The 21359-nt window shown below is 46.0% G+C and carries 20 protein-coding genes; 6 read left to right on the top strand and 14 right to left on the bottom strand.

Annotation, left to right across the window (positions count from 1 at the left end; all coding sequences use genetic code 11):
• Positions 1-29 precede the first annotated feature (29 nt).
• The 9 genes from QUA02_RS19260 to ebsA form a co-directional block, all read right to left on the bottom strand.
• Positions 30-1730 (bottom strand): MASE1 domain-containing protein, encoded by a 1701-nt coding sequence (locus QUA02_RS19260; RefSeq protein WP_333029949.1) that lies wholly within the window; start codon positions 1728-1730, stop codon positions 30-32.
• A gap of 38 nt (positions 1731-1768) precedes the next feature.
• On the bottom strand, positions 1769-1942 hold the full coding sequence (locus tag QUA02_RS19265; protein ID WP_333112121.1) for a hypothetical protein: 174 nt from the start codon (positions 1940-1942) through the stop codon (positions 1769-1771).
• 124 nt (positions 1943-2066) lie between these two features.
• A complete protein-coding gene (locus QUA02_RS19270; RefSeq protein ID WP_333029951.1) occupies positions 2067-2348 on the bottom strand; it encodes a hypothetical protein in 282 nt (93 codons plus the stop codon).
• Positions 2349-2803: 455 nt separating this feature from the next.
• A complete protein-coding gene (locus QUA02_RS19275; RefSeq protein ID WP_333029953.1) occupies positions 2804-3784 on the bottom strand; it encodes an SGNH/GDSL hydrolase family protein in 981 nt (326 codons plus the stop codon).
• Between the two features lie 4 nt (positions 3785-3788).
• A complete protein-coding gene (locus tag QUA02_RS19280; RefSeq protein ID WP_333029954.1) occupies positions 3789-4280 on the bottom strand; it encodes a YajQ family cyclic di-GMP-binding protein in 492 nt (163 codons plus the stop codon).
• Between the two features lie 152 nt (positions 4281-4432).
• Positions 4433-4849, bottom strand: a complete 417-nt coding sequence (locus tag QUA02_RS19285) for an MAPEG family protein (protein ID WP_333030011.1) — start codon at positions 4847-4849, stop codon at positions 4433-4435.
• A gap of 15 nt (positions 4850-4864) precedes the next feature.
• Complete coding sequence (locus tag QUA02_RS19290; RefSeq protein ID WP_039887610.1) at positions 4865-5368, bottom strand: hypothetical protein; 504 nt, start codon at positions 5366-5368, stop codon at positions 4865-4867.
• Positions 5369-5660: 292 nt separating this feature from the next.
• Positions 5661-6758 (bottom strand): phosphotransacetylase family protein, encoded by a 1098-nt coding sequence (locus QUA02_RS19295; protein WP_333029955.1) that lies wholly within the window; start codon positions 6756-6758, stop codon positions 5661-5663.
• A 989-nt stretch (positions 6759-7747) separates the two neighbouring features.
• A complete protein-coding gene (ebsA, locus tag QUA02_RS19300) occupies positions 7748-8122 on the bottom strand; it encodes a type IV pilus biogenesis protein EbsA (RefSeq protein WP_333029956.1) in 375 nt (124 codons plus the stop codon).
• 244 nt (positions 8123-8366) lie between these two features.
• Between ebsA and QUA02_RS19305 the strand changes: the two genes are divergently transcribed.
• The 3 genes from QUA02_RS19305 (at position 8367) to QUA02_RS19315 (ending at position 12415) form a co-directional block, all read left to right on the top strand.
• On the top strand, positions 8367-9881 hold the full coding sequence (locus QUA02_RS19305) for a glycosyltransferase family 2 protein (RefSeq protein ID WP_333029957.1): 1515 nt from the start codon (positions 8367-8369) through the stop codon (positions 9879-9881).
• A 318-nt stretch (positions 9882-10199) separates the two neighbouring features.
• Positions 10200-11429 carry an ATP-grasp domain-containing protein gene (locus QUA02_RS19310; RefSeq protein ID WP_333029959.1) on the top strand — a complete coding sequence of 410 codons (1230 nt, stop codon included), beginning with the start codon at positions 10200-10202 and terminating at the stop codon, positions 11427-11429.
• Positions 11430-11518: 89 nt separating this feature from the next.
• A complete protein-coding gene (locus tag QUA02_RS19315) occupies positions 11519-12415 on the top strand; it encodes a succinate--CoA ligase subunit alpha (RefSeq protein WP_172192250.1) in 897 nt (298 codons plus the stop codon).
• A 143-nt stretch (positions 12416-12558) separates the two neighbouring features.
• Here the strand turns inward: QUA02_RS19315 and QUA02_RS19320 are convergent, their stop codons facing one another.
• Complete coding sequence (locus tag QUA02_RS19320; RefSeq protein WP_333029961.1) at positions 12559-13260, bottom strand: alpha/beta hydrolase; 702 nt, start codon at positions 13258-13260, stop codon at positions 12559-12561.
• A gap of 253 nt (positions 13261-13513) precedes the next feature.
• On the opposite strand from QUA02_RS19320, the gene hpsL reads away from it, so the two are divergent.
• The gene (hpsL, locus tag QUA02_RS19325) at positions 13514-15178 is read left to right on the top strand and encodes a hormogonium polysaccharide biosynthesis protein HpsL (RefSeq protein ID WP_333029962.1); all 1665 of its coding nucleotides are present in this window, start codon (positions 13514-13516) and stop codon (positions 15176-15178) included.
• 240 nt (positions 15179-15418) lie between these two features.
• On the opposite strand, the gene QUA02_RS19330 is transcribed toward hpsL, so the two are convergent.
• The 4 genes from QUA02_RS19330 to typA form a co-directional block, all read right to left on the bottom strand.
• The gene (locus QUA02_RS19330; RefSeq protein WP_333029963.1) at positions 15419-16687 is read right to left on the bottom strand and encodes a DUF5050 domain-containing protein; all 1269 of its coding nucleotides are present in this window, start codon (positions 16685-16687) and stop codon (positions 15419-15421) included.
• A gap of 129 nt (positions 16688-16816) precedes the next feature.
• Complete coding sequence (locus tag QUA02_RS19335) at positions 16817-17263, bottom strand: hypothetical protein (protein WP_333029964.1); 447 nt, start codon at positions 17261-17263, stop codon at positions 16817-16819.
• Positions 17260-18132, bottom strand: coding sequence for a ParA family protein (locus tag QUA02_RS19340; RefSeq protein WP_333029965.1), 873 nt, complete (start codon positions 18130-18132; stop codon positions 17260-17262). Before QUA02_RS19340 ends, QUA02_RS19335 begins: the two co-directional genes overlap by 4 nt.
• 456 nt (positions 18133-18588) lie before the next feature.
• A complete protein-coding gene (gene typA / locus QUA02_RS19345; RefSeq protein WP_333029966.1) occupies positions 18589-20379 on the bottom strand; it encodes a translational GTPase TypA in 1791 nt (596 codons plus the stop codon).
• 269 nt (positions 20380-20648) lie between these two features.
• Between typA and QUA02_RS19350 the strand changes: the two genes are divergently transcribed.
• Together QUA02_RS19350 and QUA02_RS19355 are read left to right on the top strand one after the other, a co-directional pair.
• Positions 20649-20975, top strand: coding sequence for a type II toxin-antitoxin system RelE/ParE family toxin (locus QUA02_RS19350; RefSeq protein ID WP_333029967.1), 327 nt, complete (start codon positions 20649-20651; stop codon positions 20973-20975).
• Between the two features lie 4 nt (positions 20976-20979).
• Positions 20980-21342, top strand: a complete 363-nt coding sequence (locus QUA02_RS19355; RefSeq protein WP_333029968.1) for a transcriptional regulator — start codon at positions 20980-20982, stop codon at positions 21340-21342.
• The last annotated feature ends 17 nt before the right edge of the window (positions 21343-21359 follow it).

Below are 21359 nucleotides of genomic sequence, written 5' to 3' on the forward strand. Positions count from 1 at the left end.
TTGCCCAACAATAGCTCAAAACCTCTGCCCTAGTATTTCTGAGTATTTATACTCATCGCAAAAGTGACACGCTCCCAACCTAAACCCGTTCCTTCCTGCAGATATTTTCCAGCTTGAGCTTGACTAAAGGCATCAAATAGTTTTGGCAGTTCTGCTGCTGCAATACCCACCCCAGTATCGCGAATACGGAAATGCAAATTAAAAACATCTGTGGTTTCTTGTTCTCCCAGAAAGACATTCAAAGTGATTTGACCCTGGGAAGTAAATTTGATGGCATTGCTGAGTAAATTAATTAAAACCTGACGCAGTTTTACTTGATCGGTACAGATATAGCGCGGAACATTTTCTGTTCGCTGGAATAGCAAATTCAATCCGGCATTATTAGCCCGCAGATGCAACATATCTTCTAAATCATTCAGCAAGATATGTAGGTCAAAGTCTGTAGGATTAAGGTTGGTTTTACCTGCTTCGATTTTTGATAAATCGAGTACATTATTAATTAGCGTTAATAGATAATCACCGCTGCGATAGATAATTCCGGCATTCTCGTATTGTTCGGGGGGCATATTTGTGGCGCGTACCATCAATTGCGAAAAGCCGAGAATAGCATTGAGGGGCGATCGCAATTCGTGGCTCATATTGGCAATAAATGTACTTTTGGCTTGATTAGCGGTTTCTGCTTTCACTGCCAACTCTCGGGAAATATTCTCACTTTCCTGCAAAGCCATAGTACGCTGAATCACTCTTTCTTCTAATTCCGCATTAGCTTGTTGTAATTTCAAAGCCGCTTGACGATTTTCCGAAACAATCGCAGATGTCACCATCGTCGTAAGGGAAAGTACCCCCACAAATAAAAGTAGTAACAAAAGGGAATTACTAGCCAATGCCGCCTTATAAAAAATACCAATTTTATAAGCCGTAGTGATAAAAGCCATACTACAAATGGCGGTGACTAAAATAGTAGTAACTTTCTGACTAAAACGAAAAACAGACCATAAGAGAGGGGGTAAAAGTAAATATTCTACAGGTTGACTCTCAAATAAGGCAAATTTAATGACTATTCCCAAAATAATAGCAATAATCAGAAATTCTCCACTAAGCCAAGACTGCGGGGCATAAAATTTCTGTTTTTTAAAACAAATTAACAAGAAAGGTGTAAAAAGTAAGATACCTATACTATCACCAATCCACCAACCTGTGAAAGTTTTTAGAAAGTCAGACAGGGGGACAAGTTTCTGATAAGTAAATGAACAAGCCCCGATCAAAGCGTTGGGTAAACTAACTCCCAAAAAACTAACGGCGATAAAAATTACTACATGATTGACTTCATTAAAAGGAAATTTTGTGCGAGTTGACCGTCGAATCACAAATACTGCCAATAAATTCCAAATCGTTACACTAATACTATTGAGGAGGAAAATAGTATTCCATCTACTTTGGGACATCGACCAGGCCATGATTAAGGTCGCAATAAATTGACCCATAAAGATACCTAACCAACGAGAATAACCCCACTCCAATAAAGTAGCGAACATCCATCCTGTTCCGGGCCAAACGGGTGAAATATATGGTGGGATAATCGTAAGACTGGAAAATTCATGATTCGGGAGAAACCAACAAATCAAAGGATAAACAATGGAAATAATCAGAACTTGAAGCCACCAGTGGGGATTTTTTATTTCTAAGCCGAGACCATTTAAGAGGTTAAAAAGATATTTTTTTGCGAGCATTTTTTAGGTATCAACTTGCTTTACAAAACTGTCAAATCTCAATTATGAACCATTAAAGGTTCAATTAAATCAAGAATTTGCTCAAATTGAAATTGACGTGTTAATTGAGTCAGGCTTTTGATTAAAAATAGTTCAGTTTCAGGAATTTCCTGCATTACTTTCATCACTTTTTGTGTGTTTGCTTCAAACACAGCTTTAGATAAGCTTATCATCCATTCATGGGGCCTTAACTAGGTCGGCGCTGTAAAACAAAACGCAACTATGTAAACGATCGTCAAGTATCAAAATGCCAAGAAAGCAGCACTAGGAGATGCTGTTTACATAAAGTTACATAGTTCAATTTAATCCCGCCGACCTACTTACTTTAAATGTTTCTGATGTTGCTTCTGCTTTCGTTAGATTATCACCATTATGGGATTGCATTTCCTCATAAATATATTTTCCCCCTAAATGTTTAGTTAATGTTGCAAAAATTATATGTTCTTTACAACCTGCTGAAAGAGGAATCGCTCTTTCTTTTTCCACAACACTCGCCGTTAAAGCAATTAAAGCTGTAGCATTGGCTTTGGTGGTATATTTGACGTATTTTGTGGCTTCGCCGCCATCCATCACAGACATCCTGATGTCCATCCCATCTTTCGGCAGCTAAATAGATCCATTTAAAACAACGTAAAATATAGTCGTGGATGCAGAAACCGGGTTTTCCATCGGCAGTCAGCACCGCAGGATTTACGTCGGTTAAGTGTGACCAACTTGCAGCAAGTGCCGATAAAATTGAGACTAAAAGAGTCATTCGATTTTAGATTTTAGATTTTGGATTTTGGATTGACCCCACGGACAAATTCGGGGGCTTGAGGATTTTATATTTTAGATTTTGGATTGATTTCACGGATAAATCACGTGGCGGGTACCATCAAGAAATTTTTGTCATGAGTTTAGATATTTAATATCAATTTCGATCGGATATTGCTACACAATTAAATTTTCTACCAATTATTGAAATTCGCCGATCCGGCTCGGGAAAGGGCAATACCGTTTCCTTACAGACGATCGCGTAAAATATATGTGTCGCACTACTTTTGAGAGTTGGTATTAGTTAATGAGCAAGCAGCTAATTTTTTCTCAGTACACAACTGCTGAAACACTAAATCTGCGATTGATTCATAAGCTGGGGCTGTGGGGTGTACGCCATCCCGAAAATAACTTTCTACCCTCGTTTTCGGCAATTTTGACCAGGCTGCGTGAGTGTCTGCGACTGGAATTTTCAAAGCTTTTAGCCGATCGACAAACTCGGATTTAAACTTCGGCTGATTCGGTACGGGCAGTAAATCCGCTCGATCGCAAGTATACAACACAAATAACGGAATATTCTCAGCTCGCACCAAAGCAACTATTTGCTCAAATCGCTGCATATTTTCCCTAAACCTGACTTCCTCCGACACCGGCACTCCCGCAGCCGGAGAATCAAACACAAAAATACTTGACAATCGGGGCATAACGTGTCTTTGAAACACTTCTTGAATTGCCAATAAGGGTTTGCGATTCGGCATCAGCGGGTCATTTCCCACCCCCGCGCTGCTGCTAGTGGGTTGTAGCAAATCGTGAGTACCAATTTGCAGAATCACAGCATCGCTTTCAAAAGTGCCAAACTTGCGAATATATCCCAATTGATTGCCAATCCCCCAAGAACCTGCAGAAGCATTTAGCACCTCAACTTGCTTTTTTATGCCCAACAAACGCGCTTCAAACAATTCTGGAATAGTTTCTTTCTGATCCGTGGTATTATTACCGTTGAGAACTGAATCTCCGAGCGTCAAAATTCTGAGAGTACCTTCAGGCTTTGCTGCATCAATTTTTTCAGAACGCTGAGAAAATTGATTGTACTCAAGTCTATTGCCAAAGCGATATACAAGTTGATTTGGTGCAAATATATAACCAGCATTCGCATCAGCTTGCAGCAAGGCAGGATTTCCGAATCCGAGCAAGCGCAAGGCAAGTTCGATCGCGCTCAAAGATGCGATCGCACAACCGGGAATCCAATAGTTAGCTTTCAAAAATTTACCTGTAATTGGTAAACTGCAAAGCCATCGGATAATCTTCTTGCTTCAACCGTTGAATTACCAACTGCAAATCATCTTTATCCTTAGCCGAAACGCGCACTGCATCACCTTGAATCGAGCCTTGAATCTTTTTAAACTCATCTCGAATTAATTTAGTGATTTTCTTGGCAATTTCCTGGTCAATCCCTTTTTTCAGTTTGATTTCTTGGCGTACTCTAGTACCACTAGCAGCTTCAATTTTCCCATAATCAAAAATTTTCAAAGACAAATTGCGCTTGGCGGCTTTTGTTTGCAAAACAGTGTGAATCGCGTCGAGAGTAAATTCGCTGTCCGTATTGACAGTAATTGATTCTGCGCCCAATTCTACAGTGGTTTTGGTATCTTTCAAGTCGTAACGGCTTTGAATTTCCCGCGTTGTTTGGTCAACAGCATTGACTAATTCTTGCCGGTCGAAATCGCTGACAATATCAAAGGAATAACTAGCAGCCATAAATTAGTAATTGGTAATGGGGCATTGGGCATTGGGCATTGGGCATTGGGCATTGGGCATTGGCAAAACAGGGCATTGGGCATTAACAACTAACCAATAACCAATAACCAATAACCAATAACCAATAACCAATAACCAATGACTACTGAAAATTAGCCGTTAACAGCTATTAAACTGAAATAGAATAAAGTAGCTGTGCAAGAAGAACTAATCGCAAACATGAGCGATCGCCCCAGCGGCACATTCAGAATATAGAAAACCGAAAACAACAACCGGGCGATCGTAAAAGCGATCGCAGCCCAACCCGCCGCTTCCGAATCTACCCCCGTCACAAAAGCCATCAAAGCCGCCGCTGAAAACAGCATAAACGTCTCAAACGAATTTTGGTGAGCCCAAGTTGCCCGCTGAGCGTAAGCCGGCAACCTCTCAAACATAGCGCGGGGCGCTGCTTGGTCGTAGCCTAGCTGCAAGCGGGCGAGGGCAACCACCAAAAACGGTGCATAAACCAGCGCAGCAGCAGCAGCAATACAATCAAGCAGAATAACCGACACAGGCAATCCCAACAGCATCATCCGCCTCGCAGTTCAATCAAAATAGAACAGAGTAACCACCTTGCGCTGTTCCTCCGCATCCTGGCAAGTTTTCAGCAAAGTGTGGCTTTCGTGAAAAGCAAAACAGATCAGTTGCTGGCAGCGAGAAATAATCTCCTGATTGCACATGGCGCTTGCTTCCGGGAGAGACAAGCTATCATTTTTGGGATTTTCTACCAAATGTATCACTTGTTCGAGTTGGTCGCGAGACTCCCGAGGCTGGCGACTCATGCTTTGCGGCAAAATCACTGTCAGCAGATTAGGATCTGCTCGCATTGCCCCCCGAATCGCGGCTGAATTGGTGCCTGTAGCGCCAGAAGTGATGAGCTGATTGCCTCCCAGAACTATGGCGTAGCTCAGCATCTCAATTAGCTGCTGGTGGGTAATAGGAACGTGGCGAGAACCCAAAAGAGCAATCCGCTTGGAGCTGGTTTGCTGGATCGCCGCAAGTTCTTGTAAAAAATCATCTACTCTGGGTAACTCAATTGATTGACTCAAAGAATTTATTAAATTAAATAAAACTACGTTGTGGATTTTAGCAGACTCACTAGCCATTGCCGCCAAAAAGAAGTTAAGAATTGCTGATTTACGAGATTTGACGAGAGGATGGGGAGATTTGAGGAAGCCAGAAGGCAGAATGTCTGAAGGCATTCGGCAGCCGGAACTCAAGGTAGAATTCAAGAAAAATTGAGAATTTAAGAATTTTGGCTTTTTATTTATTTAAACAAAAAATTCTCTCTGCCGAATGCCCACTGCCCAATACCTTCTTCCCTCAGCTCCGGCTGCCTTCTTAAGGGACTCGATCGCCCAGGCCCAAGGATGCCATCATACCCTCAAGGTCAAAATGTTCTGCCATTAGCTGAGTAACGCATTCCACCTTGATCGGTTCGTGCAGGCGCACGCTGCCAAAGGTGCTGTCGATAATTTCTACCGTCGTTAAGGTATCCAAATCAACAGACAAAACTGGAATTTCCATTTCTTCTGCCCTGCCGATCACCAGGGGAGAAGGAGGCAAGTGGCCTGTCAAAATTAAGCACTGAGTCGAGCTTTCCAGAGCCGCTAGCTGAATGTCGGTGCGATCGCCCCCCGTCACCACCGCCATATTTCTCGCTTTGCGGAAATACTTAAGAGCAGAGCTAACATTCATCGCGCCAATTGTCAAGGTTTCCACCATCAAGTCCAAACGGTCTTTACGGCAGAGCACATCAGCTTTCAATTGGTGCACCAATTCTTTGACGCTGACACTGCGCAGCAAAGCGCTTCTCGGCAGCATTCCCAAAACTGGAATGCCCGCAGCCTCCAGAAAAGGCCGCACAGTCGCCGTTACGGATTCGAGTTTGTCGGAGGGCACGTCGTTGAGCACGACGCCCAGCAACCGCGAACCCAAACGCCGCTTAGCCGACAGCAAATCGTCTACATACATATCGATCGGGCGCGCTACCAGCAGCACAGAGGCATCAACTGCCCCAGCGACTTGAGGCAAAGACAAATCAAACAGACTGCCTTCCTCCAAATTAGCGGGGCCTTCTAACAGCACCAAGTCTCCGTTGGGAGCTTGCAAATATTGCGCTAAAGACTGGCGGTAATCTGTCTTGTCTTCTCCCCGCAAACGCTTGTGAACCGTCTCTTCGTCCAAATACAGCAGTGTTGACGGCATCTGACTTTCTGAGAGATTCAGCGTCTCTACTGCGAACCGCACGTCTTCGTCCTCGATCCCAGCTCCTGGCGAGCTGAAACAGGTTCCCAGAGGTTTGCCGTAGGCGACGGCCAGTCCTTTTGCCCGGAGTCCGAGTGCCATCCCCAGGGCGATCGCGGACTTGCCGCTGTAAGCTTTTGTGGAACCGATCAGCAAATATTTAGTCAATTTGGGTACGCCTTCACTCCTCAATTTGCACCTGTCTATTTCAATAAATTTAGTTTATTCAACAGTATTTCTGCACTGCGACTCAATTTCGCAATATTATTATACTCGATTTTGTCGCTTTTGCGCAGAGGTATTTTTTGCGGGCAACTTTTATTCACCTGTTCGCAACCCTTTTCTTGGCATTTTTTTCAAGTTTTTTTTTAAGCCGTTTTTTCAGAGTGTTTTTTTTAGCGGCGGTTTTTGAGAACTATTTCTCGATCGGAATTTTATTCATTTTTTTTACATTCATACAAAAATGATCGTGTTGCGTAATTACACAGTGCTACCGAGCAGTCGAAAATGAAAGTAACGCGGGTAGAAGTCCGGGATATTATGCCTGCAAAAGCTTTTTTTTAGTGGGATTTACACCAAGCAGTTTATATTGGTAAAATAAAGGTATTCGGTAGGGAGACAGAAGGGCCTGTGTCCTAATCTGTTTTGCATACAAGTGAAAATGGATATGTATTATTAGTTATTAATTATTAGTGCGATCGCTCTGTTGTTCAAACTGATATCTTGCACTGGGAGCTACAAGCTGTTTAGGAGCGGGATGCTAGCTTCTAAACACATAAATTGTCTGGTAGAGTGGGCTGGCATTTCGCCCCCTGTTCGGGCTGATTGCGATGCCAGCCCGATCGGAGTTCAAGGGCTGTAGATTGAGTTTCGTTGGCCGGGCCTACTGCGTTTTCCTCTCAGCTACCGAACCGCAAAAGTTGAACGAAATCGGAAGGCGCGATCGCATCTGTATCGCACTCAACTGAAAACTGCTGTAGATTTGCTGCAAGCGGTGGAGATAAGTGCTGACCCCCAAAGGGATTCTGGAGAACGATCCAATAACTCAGTTACTATTTCCGCTTCTCAAATAGGACTGGCGCACCAATCATGTAATGTCGCCGCGGTGGCGTTACATGATTGGTGCGCCAGTTATAGCGCCAGTCAATTGCGGACTTTCGGCAGCGCGGGTGCGGTGAAAGTTAATCATCCATGCGCATCAGCTTGCGGTAAAACGTTTTAGAAAAATCGACGGTACGAGTCCGCTGAAAAGTCAGGAGTACCTCAATTAAGCAACTGACAAACTCAGAGCTTTGCATAGTCACTTCGTAGCTAAGTTCAGCATTGCCGTCAAACAAAACCCGACAGCGGGTCAAATCGATCGGCAGCGACGAGATATTCCAACTAGCGACAAACGGTACATCGTCGCCGCCGTCAATTTTTCTTGCCCCCTCCAAACTTTTGAGCTTGTAGAGGCCAATAGCGTGCGGCAAAAACTTGCGCCTGGGCTCTTGACAGAAAGGCGCGTAGACTTTCACTTCTTTGTCGTCGGCTGGCTTCAGTTGAGGAAGAGACATATTTCCACATCCTGACAATTACTAGCAGTTAGTTGAGTTCCTGTAAAAAAATTAGCAGATATTCCTGGTCTCGCGCAAGCAAAAGTCATCCCAAATACTCTATGCAATGCCCGTTTACCCGGGTTGTACAAGCAGCGAGCCCACTGCTTGTCCTCCCGTCTGCTTTCGACAAAAGGCCAGAAACTGGTACAGTAAATACTTATCTCTAAAATCAAAAACTATTGGTGGTTGAATCAAGTAACCTATGCAGGAGAGTTCTTGGCCAGAAAACGACGCTCGCAGCGAGCTTAACTTGGACATCGCTGATTTAGCTCAAGAAGAGCTCAAGAGTTTAACCTCGAACTCGAAGGTAAGCAAAATATTTGCCATACCAGACATGGGCGACAGGGTGTTTGACGCGGAAACAAAAGCAGAGCTCCCAGTTGCGGTATCTGTGCCGGGAGTTCCCTCTTTTCCTCAAAATCTGTACCGGGGACGCCGGGGAAAAGCGGCCGTAGTGCTGACTGCGATTTGGGGCGGCACGATCGCCCTGCACTTGATTTCTTGGGGTGCGTGGGTAGTGTGGGGGTTGACGGTACTGCTGTGGATGCAAGCATTTCGAGTTTTGTTTGCTTCGCCCAAACCCGCACTGCCGCCTCTGGCCGATGAAAGTCGAGAAGATTGGCCCTACGTCTCGCTGCTGGTGGCGGCGAAAAATGAGGAAGCGGTGATTGCCCGATTCGTACAATCAATCTGCAATTTAGACTATCCGATCGACCGCTACGAAGTTTGGGCGATCGACGATCGCAGCAGCGACAGCACGCCCCTAATATTGGAACAGCTAACCAAACAGTACCCGCAGCTCAAAGTATTTCGCAGAGGAGCAAATGCTAGCGGCGGCAAGTCTGGAGCCCTGAATCAAGTTTTGCCGCTGACTCGCGGGGAATTTGTGGGAATATTTGACGCCGACGCGACGGTAACGCCGGACTTGCTGCGCCGGGTGCTGCCGGTGTTCGATCGAGAACAGGTAGGGGCTGTGCAAGTCAGAAAAGCGATCGCCAATGCTTCGGTAAATTTGTGGACTCGCGGCCAAGAAGCAGAAATGGCCCTCGACAGTTTTTTCCAACAGCAGCGGATTGCGATCGGCGGCATTGGAGAATTGCGCGGTAACGGCCAATTCATGCGCCGCACCGCCTTGGAACGCTGCGGCGGCTGGAACGAGGAAACGATTACCGACGACCTGGATTTGACGGTGAGGCTGCACCTAGACCGCTGGGACATTGAATTTCTCGCTTTCCCCGCCGTGTCAGAAGAAGGAGTCACTAACGCTCGGGCCCTGTGGCACCAGCGCAATCGCTGGGCAGAAGGCGGCTATCAGCGTTATCTTGACTACTGGCGGCTAATTGTTCGCAACCGCATGGGAACTGGGAAAACTTGGGATTTATTTGGATTTTGGGTATCTCAATATTTCTTGCCCACAGTAGCGCTACCCGACTTTTTGATGTCAATTGCGCTGCGCCGGATGCCGATCGCCAGTCCCCTAACTTTTATGACCCTTACTTTGTCGGTGGTGGGAATGTTTGTCGGTTTGCGCCGCACTCGCAAAGAGACCAAATTTGACGTTAAAAGAGTTTTTATCACCTTGCTGCAAACGCTGCGGGGTACTGTGTATATGTTCCACTGGCTGCTGGTAGGGACTGTAACGGCTCGGATTTCTCTGCGGCCCAAGCGGCTCAAATGGGTCAAAACCGTCCATCAAGGCACTGCTAGCATCAATTGACAATTAGCAGAAATATCTCCGAACAGTATTGCCAAAATTCCGAAGATTTCCGAAGACAAAACAACCACCAATGATGACCAAATGTGTCCCCGCCACAGCCGCCTGTAAAATTTGGCAGTTTTCGGAAAAAACACTCCAAAACAGCTTAGGTAATAGGTAATAGCGAATAAGTAATCGGCAATACAAAAGTGGAAAATTAAAAGATAAAATCCATAATTTTTAACTTTTAACTTGACAAAAAACCAATTAGTATCTATTAATTATGAATTGCCAATTACAAATTGCTTGTTGCCAACTACCCGTCACCCGTAATTGATAATGGATTTGTTAGAGTACCAAGCTAAATCTTTATTTCGCCAGATGGCAATTCCGATTTTGCCGTCGCAGCGGATTGACAATCCCGCCGACCTCAAAGGACTGAAAATTCCCTACCCAGTTGTACTCAAGTCGCAAGTGCGGGCAGGGGGACGGGGCCGGGCGGGCGGCATCAAGTTTGTGGAAAATACGATCGATGCAGTAGCTGCCGCCCAAACAATTTTTAATTTGCCGATCGAGGATGAATATCCCCAAGTCCTGCTGGCAGAAGCAAAGTACAACGCCGACCAAGAATTGTACTTAGCGGTACTCCTAGACCCCGTAGCGCGACGCCCGGTACTTCTGGGATCGAGACAAGGAGGTATGGATGTCGAAGGGTCGATCGATCAAATGCAGCAAGTTGCCGTAGACCAGGAATTTTCCCCATTCTACGCGAGGCGTCTGACGCTGAAAATGGGATTGCAGGGAGACTTGATTCAATCGGTGAGCACCATTGTGGAGAAAATGTACCGGCTGTTTGTTGAAAAAGATTTAGATTTAGTAGAAATCAATCCTCTCGGCATCAGTCCGACGGGAGAGGTAATGGCTTTAGACGGTAAAGTGACCGCCAACGACAATGCCTTGGGGCGACATCCAGACTTGGCCGCACTCTCGGGCAAGAGGCAAAGCAGCGGGTTGGCAGGGGAAAGGAGAAGTCCCCATGCCCCTGGCGATCGCCCCCATTCCCACTCGAAGGTTCAGCACTCGCCGGAGTTTGACCCTAAATCTCAATCCCCAATCTCGAATTCCGAATCCCTGCAATTAATCGAACTAGACGGGAATATCGGGATTTTGTGCAACGGAGTCGGCCTGACAATGGCAACTCTGGATGCTGTAACCCACCAAGGAGGAAAACCAGCTAATTTTGTGAATATGGGTTCCCTAGACCGCTACGATGCAGCAAATGCCCTGCGCGATCGCGCGGAGTTGGGTCTGGAGTTAGTCGCTCAGGATAAAAGCGTTAAGGTGATACTTGTAAATATTTTGGGCAGCGCCTCCAAGAGCGAGGAAATCACGGCCGCAGTAGCCGGGTATTTGGAACGGAAAGCTCGCGCCAACCGCCACATCCAAGTTGTGCTGCGCCTGGTAGAGATCGATGCTGATGCTGTTAAAAAGCGTTTGGGACAGTTGCCGGTGCAGCTAGCTAGCACTTTGGATGAGGCTGCGGCCGCTTCTGTATCCTCCGCCAAGTAGCAGCAGCGGCAGTCGATCGGCAAAAAACGAGATTTCTCTACAGATGAAGGCCTTCTGCTTTTTACAGATCGAGTGTCAAGTGGGAAAAAATGAATTTAACTCCTGAAAGCAAAGTCCTTGTACAGGGCATTACAGAATCTCCCGCGTCAACCCGCGCCGCCCTGATGATGAAAGCATACGGCACAAATGTAGTCGCCGGTGTCAGTCCCGGTCGGGGTGGGCTGGAAATGGAGGGAATTCCGATTTTTGATTTGGTAGAACAAGCAGTGGCGGCAGTGGGTCACGTTGACACTGCGGTAATTTTTGTAGACGCTTACTCGGTGCTGGATGCGGCTCTAGAAGCGATCGCGGGAGGAATTCGGCAAATCGCGATCGTCACTGGGGGAGTGCCTCCTCTGGATATGGTGCGCTTAGTCAGAAAAGCAGAAGCTACCGAAACTTTGGTGATCGGGCCTAACGGTCCGGGAATAATTGTGCCCGACAAACTGCTGCTGGGAACTCACCCCAAGGAATTTTACACTCCCGGCCCGGTGGGGGTGATCAGCCGCAGCAGCACTTTGACTTACGAAGTTGCCCTAGAACTGACTGAGGCCGGGTTGGGACAGTCGATGGCAGTTTGTATTGGCTGCGACGCGATTGTCGGTTCTTCTTTTATGCAGTGGCTGCAAATTTTGGACGAAGACGACAGTACAGAAGCGATGGTTTTGGTGGGGGAAGTTGACGGATGGAGCGAACAAGCTGCTGCTTCTTACATCGCCTCGGCGATCGACAAACCCGTAGTTGCTTATCTGGCCGGCCGCTACGCTCCCAAGGGGCCGTCTTTGGGCCACGCCGGCATCCTGATCAGTTCTCGCGCTGCTGCCCAGAAAGCCTTTGGAGTTACGGCCCCAAACAAAATGGCGGCTTTTGAAGAGGCGGGCATACCTGTGGCGGCTCGACCTTCGGAGGTTCCTAAGTTGCTCAAAAAATTGCTTAAGAAAAATTGATTGCTTTGGGAGTTTTCAAAATAGTCCTAACCCTCTTGGCGGTTGGGATAGGGGTAGGGCGGGGGCGGGTTGGGTCTCAAAATTGTCTGCAGAATGCCACAACAGCCGCTTCAACCCGCCTTTAGGACACATTTATGATTTTTTTACCAAAGCCCTCTAACCGGCATCACAGGCTGCGGTGCGGGTGCTGGCAAGGGGGCGGGGCGGCGCGGCGCTGGAGGCGGAGTTGTTGGCTGCACGCTGCGGCGAGGTTCGATCGGACTTTCGGTGCGAGTTGTTTCAGTTGTGCCAGTTGTCGATCGCATCACATCCTGAAGCAGGCTTTGCATATTTCCGGCTAAACTCTGAACTTTCCCAACAGCGGCGCTAATGCTGGCAACATCTACGTAAACCTCCGCTAGAGGATACTTTTTCAGGATTTCCAGCAGCGATACCTTACCGTCATCCCCGGCCGCCAGCATCATCGCCGCCCGCAGAGCTTTCCCGCTTTCTGTGCGGCGCTGAGTCCGAATTGCTTGACCGATTTCGTCAGTGATTTTCTCTCCCGGGGTGCTGTAAACTACCCTGGCCAGATTAGCAGGCTTTAAACCGATTTCTAGACCCATGAACCCCCGCAATATTTGCGCGTCCATTTTGGAAAACCGGATAATTTGTTGGAGGGTTGGGGTCGTCGTGCCATCTTTAGCAAAGTCTTCTAAGTCGGTGATATTGATGGTTTCTCTGATCGGGCCAAATGTGAGGACAACTTTTTCGGCCGCTAATGCTGTACTGCTGCTAGATAATATGCTCGCGCTTGCTCCTAAAAAAAGGGCTAAGCCGATCGATACAAATTTTGTTAATTTCATATTCACTTTCACCCCTCGATTAAAATTATTTTTTCGAGATTTGTATATTATAGATGCAGCCGTTATATTCTACAAGGTCGTGAGTGTAATTTGTGCCCGCGTCCACCCACAATCTCGATCGAGTTTTTTTCTCGCTCTTGACTTGAAGAATAAGTCACCACATCTGTCGAAATATTTTTGCTTCTATTCATTCTGAATTCTACCTTTTACATATCTAGCCTTTAGCCTTCTACATAAGTGCCTTTTAGAATTTATGTTGAAAACCAAGCGCAAATCAAAGAAATCCAAACGCAAGCACAGCGAAAAAACAACAGCGCTCAGCAAAAAAGAACTAGCCGCACAAAAACGCAAAACTTCAGAAAAACGAAATGAATTGGTGCAGGCGATCGCCATAAGCTGCTTAGTCAGCGCTGCTATCAGCATCCCCCTGCTGTTCGTAGCCCGCGCTAAGATTGCTATAGCAGGAGGCGCAGCCGCAGCCATCTTGCTGCTTTCCTACAAATACCCCCGTCAAGCTTTGTGGGCTTTTCTAATTTACCTGCCTTTCAGCGGTACAATTACCTACGCAATTGGCGGCGGGAATGCTGCATTTCAAGTAGCCAAAGATGCTTTCTACATACCAGCTCTCATCGCCCTAATTCAAAGCTGCAAAAAGAAACAGTTGCCCCTGTTCATTCCCAAACAAATGCTTTCTACCTTCAGTATCCTGTTGATGATGGCAATGCTGACTTTAATTTTTGTCAACGGGGAGATGCAGCTCAACCCTATGAAGGGCGACAAACCAATTCTGCAAGGAATTCTCGGCTTAAAAGTATTGATAGGTTACATACCGCTGATGGCTTGTACCTATTATCTGCTCCGCACAAAGAAGGATTTGGTATTTTTTAGTCGAATGCACATCGTTTTGGCGATCGTTTGCTGCCTTCTCGGTTTGATTCAGTACCTGTTGCTGCAAAGTGGAAAGTGTGCGGGCACCCGAGGAATGACTGGAGAAGAATTATATAAAGCAACGCTGCAAGCTAGATGTTTTGTCGGCGGTTCTTTGGTATTCAGTCCAGAAGTCAAGTTTGTCCGCTTGCCGGGAACTTTTGTAGCCCCTTGGCAGTGGGCGTGGTTTTTAATTTCTAATGCTTTTTTAACCTTTGCCTCTGCTTTTTGCGACCCTTCATTCTGGTGGCGAGTTATCGGTTTATTTGGCATGGCATTAGTATTTGCCAATGCAGTTATTTCCGGTCAAAGAGCTGCTTTAGTTATGGTTCCAGTTGCCACTGCCATCCTGCTAGTTCTCACCGGTCAATTAGTTAATTTAAAACGATTTATTCCCGTCGGTGCAGGACTGGCGATTCTGCTGTTTGTCGGTGCAGCAATTAACCCGGGAATTATCGAGCAGCGGTGGGAGAGTTTTGTTAGCCGCTGGAATGCTGCACCGCCCCAGCTATTTCTTTTGAACCAGATCGAACAAAGCAACAATTTTATCATTGACAGACCTCTGGGTAGAGGTGTGGGGCGAGCGACCAATTCAACGCGGATATTTGGTGCCACGCAGCTAATTGAGACTTTTCAACCTAAGTTAATCTACGAACTCGGTTATCCGGGAATGATTGCTTTTCAAATCATGGTTTTACACTTGGCTTTTCTAACTTTTAGAGCTTACCGCTCTGTGAAAGACAAAAGTTTGCGGAGTTACGGAGCTAGTTTTTGGGTGTTTGTTGCATTTATTACGATCAATACTCAATACTATCCGCTGGATGTAGATCCAGTGTCCGTGTATTATTGGGTTTTAGCTGGGGCAATTTTAAAGTTGCCCAAAATTGACAAACAGGTGCAGGATGAAAAACACGAGGAACTTGAGTCAAGTGAATTGCAACTTCACCAGCAATTAAAGGAGAAAAAAATTCTTGCTTCTTCCCCAATTTGACAGTCTTAGACGCAGAATATTAAATCCGGTGGCATGGGAATTAATATTACCCACAGTCAGGACACGGCAGTGCCGTTTCCCTACAATTCTACAATTAATTAATCAGGCGATAGTTACATCTCTCGCGATCGCGGGCGAGTCTTCGCCCGTGCTACGATTTTTTTCGGGTAGGGAAACGGCATTGCCGTGTCCTCCTCCGTTGCTTTTTGTATCCACGACTGTATTTATTAACCCGTAACTTTACTGCGGTTGCCAAACCGGATTGCTAGCATTCAAATCCCGGTCATTTGTTAATTTAGTTAATACCGAACCGTCCCGATTAATTACATACAAGTTGCTTTTGTCTCCTGGGATTTCATTAAATATAAAAGCAATTTTCTGGCTGTCAGTAGACCAAGCTAATTCTGAAATTCCCGATGGTTTTAGCCGGGTAGCTAGTTGATTTAGCTGGTTCCCGTCAGCATTAATTGTGTATAGTTTTTGATTGTTGAAGTCTCCGGCGACGAAGGCAATAAGTTTGCCATCCGGCGACCATGAAAGTTCGTCGTAGTTTCTGGGTTTTTGGGTGAGGTTCTTGGCTGTCCCCCGCTTAATGTCGAGCAGGTAGATATCTTGCTGTTCGCCTGATGAATCGCCAGGTTTATTGTAATAGTAAGCAATGCGGCTGCTGTCGGGCGACCACAATAGTTTGCCGTTGTAAACCTCATTTTGCGGGTTGTTTGTCAAATTTTTGAGGTTGGTTCCATCGGCATTAATTGTGTAAATTTGCTGTTTCGGATAAGCGCCGAACAGGAAAGCAATTTTTGTGCGATCGGGCGACCAAACAAGTTGACCTCCGCCGGATATATATTCGCCGGGACTTTTAGTTAGTTTGGTCATTCCCGAACCGTCGGCATTCATTTTGTAGATATTTTTATCCTTAACAAATGCTACCTGCTGGCCGTCCGGTGAAAGGTAAAATTGTGATGAAATTTCCGTTTTAGGCGGCTCTCCTCCTACTTCCAACTCCAGAACTAATTTAGTTCCTTTAATGCCAGAAGTGTTGCTTGTATAAAGTGATTGGGTGCCGGGAGAATCAGAGGTAGAACCGTCACAGGAACGGGCAAAAACAAGTTTCTGGCTGTTGGAAAACCAAGCTATTTCAAAATTAGCTGCTTTGCAACCAGCCTCAGCAAACTGTTTAGTTAGTCGAGAACCGTCAGCATTGACTGTATAGATGTCGCTGTATCCGCCAACGAAAGCCAGTCGCTGGCCGTTGGGCGACCACACTAGGGGAGCTATAACATCTATATTAGGTGTAAGTTCGCGGCGAGCGGAACTGGTAGCATTGACCGCAAATAAAGGGGATCTGTTCTCGCTGCCGCGCCTCTGGAGAGCCACAAATGCCAGTATGCTTGATTTTTGGGCTGCGATTGTCGGAGGGCTTTGCAGGCTCAAAAACCAGGTGATTGAGAGTGTTAGGGAGATGAGGGCGATCGAGCTAAGTCGCAATAATTTATTCAAACGCATTTTGTTAGTTGATCCTCTTGACAATGGAAAGTGGAAAGCAAAAAAGACAGCTCGAATTTTCGCTATGAACTATTAACTATTAACTGTCAACTGTCAACTGTCAACTGTCAACTGTCAACTGTCAACTGTTTAAAGTGTTTGTCGGTCTATATGCCGCGACAGCCTCAAACTCTGTTTAATTCTACCAATAATTAGCTCGAACATTTTTTTGCGGGACGGATTCTTGCTACTGGGCGGCATCCCTAACTCGCAACACATCAAGTTCAAGTCAGTTGCACTCATGGCCAACAACTTTTGCCTTACCTCTTCTTCATTACCATTCTTAGCTTGTAAACGCAGTTCTTCATAAACTTCTAGAACATTGCCACCCGATAAATTAACAGGTTTATTAACATCAGCACCCCTGGGAATATCCGAAGTTTTTGACGCAGCCGAAAGCCCTCCCCGCTTGACTTGAGTTTCAAGCCTGGTTAATTTTCGAGAAACGTCCCGCAAGATTTCCTTAAGTTCGCCAATTTCCTCAACTAACCCTCCGCTTTCTTGTTCGGAAGCAGCCGAAATTTCTTTTTTAATCATTTCAGATACTCCTCACACTCGCGCCATAGTTTTTCAAATTCTCTAACTAATTCTCGCGGCAGTTCTCCCTCATTAATTGCCCGTTTTAGCCCGACGCTTTCCCGAATCGTCGATTCTAAAAATCTAACTTCTATGTTATTATCTTTTGATATCTCATCGCAAAGTCTCTTGACTTCTCTCATGTAAAACTGAACTTCATTTGTCAGCAATCCTCCATAGGTTTTAGCTTTATTCATAAACACTGCTATCTTGGGAAACGGATAAGGCTCAATCCGTTTCTGGAGCGAGTTTAAAACTAGACTCAATCCCCTAGAACCAAAATAATCGGGATTGACGGGAATTAATATTAAGTCGCAGCAAGAGAGTACGCTGTAGGTGAGGAGGCTGAAGGAAGGCGAACAGTCAAAAAGCATTAAGTCATATTTGGGGAGATTCGCAGAGTTGGCGATTTTGCCGATAAATCTGCGGATGAAGTCTTTAACACTTTTGCCCTCAAATCCATCGATATCCAACCAATACAATTCTTCAACTGAAGGGACAAAATGCAACTGTTCGTCAATCTGATAAATGGTGTCGAAACCCACGGGAAATTTAAAGTTTTGTCCGGCTTTTTTAAAGACTTCTAGAGCGTCGTAAATTGTGAGTCTGTGCTTGAGAGATTTTTCGTACCACTTACCAAACTTGTCATCTAAATGACCTGTATTTTCGTTAAGTCCGATCGCCTCTGTGAGCGACATTTGCGGGTCTAAGTCTAACATCAAGACTTCTAAGTCTGTTCCTTGGGATATAATATTTCCCAGACTCCAAGTGACGGTGGTCTTTCCGACACCGCCTTTGAAGTTGATTACGGCTATTGATTTAGGACTCATGGCTGGTTTTGCTTGGATTTTGCTCAAATATAAATTAAAACATATTGTGGCGGTTAGTCGATCGCGCGATCGCCCATGAGAAGCCCGATGTGTCGATTGACATGAAAGGCAGACTATGATATAGAAATCAATAATAAAATAAAACTATTAGCCACCCCAAAGGTGAACTAAAACAAATATATTCTGGATTTAACGAAAAGGAACACGGCGGTCGAATTCTCGATCGACTTAATGTTGAAAAGGTTTTATCTAATCGGAATACTTGTTGTTCTCGGAGAACCTTATTTGCATACTGTTTAAAGGCTTTGAGGGAAACATCTACTGATAAATATCAATTTCTTAGATAATTAAGTAAAATAACTAAAGCACAATTGGCTAATATATAAATTTTTAAGTTATGGCAGGTTGTTACTGCCGATAAAACGTAAGGTGCACATTGTGCACCCTACCTTTGTTTTAGCGTTTGACCAACTTCTTAGAAACCTTCCGCAAGCGAATTGATTTCGGTGTTACTTCCACCAATTCATCCTGGCCGATGTACTCCAAAGCACGTTCCAAACTCATATCGACTGGCGCTTGCAACTGCGCCAATTCTTCACCGCCAGATGCGCGGTGGTTTGTCAACTGCTTCGACTTGCAAATATTCAGCTCCATGTCTTCATCTCGGTTGTTTTCTCCGATAATCATCCCTCTGTAAACCTTGGTTCCGGGGGTAATGAAAAATACGCCGCGGTCTTCAGCATTTTTCAGTGAATAAGTAGTTGCAACTCCTTCTTCAAAGGAAATCAATACTCCGTTGCGACGGGCGACAATTTCTCCACCGAGGGGGCGATAGTCGAGGAAGCTGTGATTCATAATTCCAGCGCCGCGAGTCAAGCGCATAAACTCGCCTCGGAATCCAATCAAACCGCGAGCGGGGACCGAAAATTCGATTTGGGTGCGGCCGGTGCTGCTGACGTGCATATCTTGCATTTCTGCTTTCCGCTGACCGAGGCGTTCGATGCAGCCGCCGACTGCTTCTTCGGGTACGTCTAACACCAAACATTCAAAGGGTTCGCAGGGGCGACCGCCGACTTCGCGGTAGATTACTTGCGGCTGAGATACTTGGAATTCGTATCCTTCGCGGCGCATATTTTCGATTAGGATTCCGAGGTGGAGTTCGCCGCGGCCGGATACGAGGAATTTGTCGGGAGATTCGGTTTCTTCGACGCGCAAGGCGACGTTGGTTTGGAGTTCTCGCATTAGTCGATCGCGAATTTGACGCGATGTTACCAAACTTCCTTCTTGACCGCAGAAAGGGGAATCGTTCACAGAGAAAGTCATCTGCAAAGTTGGTTCGTCTACCTTGATTAAAGGCAGGGCTTGCGGGTCGTTCGGACAGGTAATTGTCTCGCCAATATAGGCATCAGCAAAACCGGCAACGGCGACAAGATTACCAGCAGAAGATTCTGCGATATCAATCCGCTTCAGGCCTTCAAAGCCCATCAATTTACTAATTTTTGATTTGACAAGCGCGCCGCTTTCGGTGATTAAGACTGCTTGTTGACCGACTCTAATTGTACCGTTGTGGATGCGGCCGATGACGATGCGACCGACGTATTCTGAGTAATCTAAGGTGGTTACTTGCAGTTGCAGCGGCTTGTTGGGGTCGCCTACGGGGGGTGGTACGTGGTCGAGGATTTCTTCAAAGAGGGGCTTCATATCTACCCCTTCGTCTTCGAGGTGTTTTTTGGCGTAACCGCTTAAACCGGAACCGAAGAGGTAGGGAAATTCGCACTGATCGTCGTCAGCACCTAGTTCGAGGAACAGATCCAAAACTTTATCGACGGCTTTGTGGGGGTCGGCTCGCTCGCGATCGATCTTATTCACAAAGACGATCGGGCGCAGTCCTTTTTCTAGGGCTTTTTTGAGCACGAAGCGGGTTTGCGGCATCGGGCCTTCGTTGGCGTCTACGATCAGCAAACAACCGTCTACCATGCCGAGAACTCGTTCGACTTCACCGCCGAAGTCCGCGTGTCCGGGGGTATCGACGATGTTGATCAGGGTTTCTTTGTATCGGACAGAGGTATTTTTGGAAAGAATTGTGATGCCACGCTCGCGCTCGATATCATTGGAGTCCATGACGCAATCTGGGATTTCTTCCCCTTCGCGGAAGACCCCGGACTGTCTGAGAAGAGCGTCCACAAGGGTGGTTTTGCCGTGATCGACGTGAGCAATGATAGCAACGTTGCGAATGGGAAGACTCATAATGCGTCCGAGACGTTAAACGGATTTAACTAAAGATTTCTTAATAATTGTAGCGCATGGAGTCAAGGGGCGATCGGGCGGCTGCAAGATAGGAGTGCGATCGTCGCTAAAATCAATATTATGGAAGTGCAACAAGGGTGAAATTGAGCGTTACACCGCGCCTGACGGCAGAGTTCCTTTCGATAGGTGATTTTGAGTTGGCCCAAGTGAAGAAGCTTTGATAGGGCGATCGCCGGTATTAAGATGAGGGTGCAAGTACGATCGACCTTATGGAAGTACAACCCAGAGATATTCAGCGTTACACGACACCAGACGGCAAAGTTCCTTTCGATGAATGGTTTGACTCTCTGCGGGATCTCAATGCCCAACTCAAAATTAATGTCAGACTTAAGCGAGTCATTGCAGGTAATCTCGGAGACTTTCGCTCTGTGGGAGAGGGAGTCTTTGAGTTCAAGATTGACTGCGGCCCGGGCTATCGGGTGTACTTTGGACAAGTAGGCTTAACCTTAGTGCTGCTGCTGTGTGGAGGAGATAAAGGCAGTCAAAACCAAGATATTAGCAAGGCCAAGGAATATTGGAAAAATTACAGGAGTTAAAACAATGGTTAAAAGTTTGCCTTACCATCCTTTTGTGATTTCACATCTTCAAGATCCGGCATATTCGGCTGGCTATCTCACGATGTTTTTGAATGACCAAGAAGAGGGAGATTTAGAGCTTGGTATTTTGCCTTCTGCTTTAAAAGATGTATTTGAGGCTCTGGGCGAACCGAATATGTCTGCGGAGGATGCCTCATTGCATCTGGAAAAATTAGATGTTTTGATGTCGGAGAATGGAAGTGCAACAATTTATGCTTTGGCAAATTGGCTGAATGCTCTGGGATTGAAGTTAACAGTTGCGGTTGATGCAGGGGAAGAGTCAGGTTCTGTTGCTGGTGCTGAGTTGGCGGAGGTTGGTAATGTTTGATGGGGGGCGAGCGCCCG

This window comes from Microcoleus pseudofavosus SVA1_A4, from assembly GCF_036700565.1.
Lineage (GTDB): Bacteria > Cyanobacteriota > Cyanobacteriia > Cyanobacteriales > Microcoleaceae > Microcoleus.

Bases quoted from the DNA above. Each gene is read 5' to 3' on its own strand.
- QUA02_RS19260 (WP_333029949.1), bottom strand. From the start codon at position 1,730: ATGCTCGCAAAAAAATATCTTTTTAACCTCTTAAATGGTCTCGGCTTA.
- QUA02_RS19355 (WP_333029968.1), top strand. From the start codon at position 20,980: ATGGTTAAAAGTTTGCCTTACCATCCTTTTGTGATTTCACATCTTCAA.
- ebsA (WP_333029956.1), bottom strand. From the start codon at position 8,122: ATGTCTCTTCCTCAACTGAAGCCAGCCGACGACAAAGAAGTGAAAGTC.
- QUA02_RS19335 (WP_333029964.1), bottom strand. From the start codon at position 17,263: ATGATTAAAAAAGAAATTTCGGCTGCTTCCGAACAAGAAAGCGGAGGG.
- QUA02_RS19320 (WP_333029961.1), bottom strand. From the start codon at position 13,260: ATGAAATTAACAAAATTTGTATCGATCGGCTTAGCCCTTTTTTTAGGA.
- QUA02_RS19315 (WP_172192250.1), top strand. From the start codon at position 11,519: ATGAATTTAACTCCTGAAAGCAAAGTCCTTGTACAGGGCATTACAGAA.
- QUA02_RS19270 (WP_333029951.1), bottom strand. From the start codon at position 2,348: ATGTCTGTGATGGATGGCGGCGAAGCCACAAAATACGTCAAATATACC.
- QUA02_RS19330 (WP_333029963.1), bottom strand. From the start codon at position 16,687: ATGCGTTTGAATAAATTATTGCGACTTAGCTCGATCGCCCTCATCTCC.
- QUA02_RS19285 (WP_333030011.1), bottom strand. From the start codon at position 4,849: ATGCTGTTGGGATTGCCTGTGTCGGTTATTCTGCTTGATTGTATTGCT.
- QUA02_RS19340 (WP_333029965.1), bottom strand. From the start codon at position 18,132: ATGAGTCCTAAATCAATAGCCGTAATCAACTTCAAAGGCGGTGTCGGA.
- QUA02_RS19265 (WP_333112121.1), bottom strand. From the start codon at position 1,942: ATGATAAGCTTATCTAAAGCTGTGTTTGAAGCAAACACACAAAAAGTG.
- QUA02_RS19305 (WP_333029957.1), top strand. From the start codon at position 8,367: ATGCAGGAGAGTTCTTGGCCAGAAAACGACGCTCGCAGCGAGCTTAAC.
- QUA02_RS19280 (WP_333029954.1), bottom strand. From the start codon at position 4,280: ATGGCTGCTAGTTATTCCTTTGATATTGTCAGCGATTTCGACCGGCAA.
- QUA02_RS19310 (WP_333029959.1), top strand. From the start codon at position 10,200: ATGGATTTGTTAGAGTACCAAGCTAAATCTTTATTTCGCCAGATGGCA.
- hpsL (WP_333029962.1), top strand. From the start codon at position 13,514: ATGTTGAAAACCAAGCGCAAATCAAAGAAATCCAAACGCAAGCACAGC.
- QUA02_RS19350 (WP_333029967.1), top strand. From the start codon at position 20,649: ATGGAAGTACAACCCAGAGATATTCAGCGTTACACGACACCAGACGGC.
- typA (WP_333029966.1), bottom strand. From the start codon at position 20,379: ATGAGTCTTCCCATTCGCAACGTTGCTATCATTGCTCACGTCGATCAC.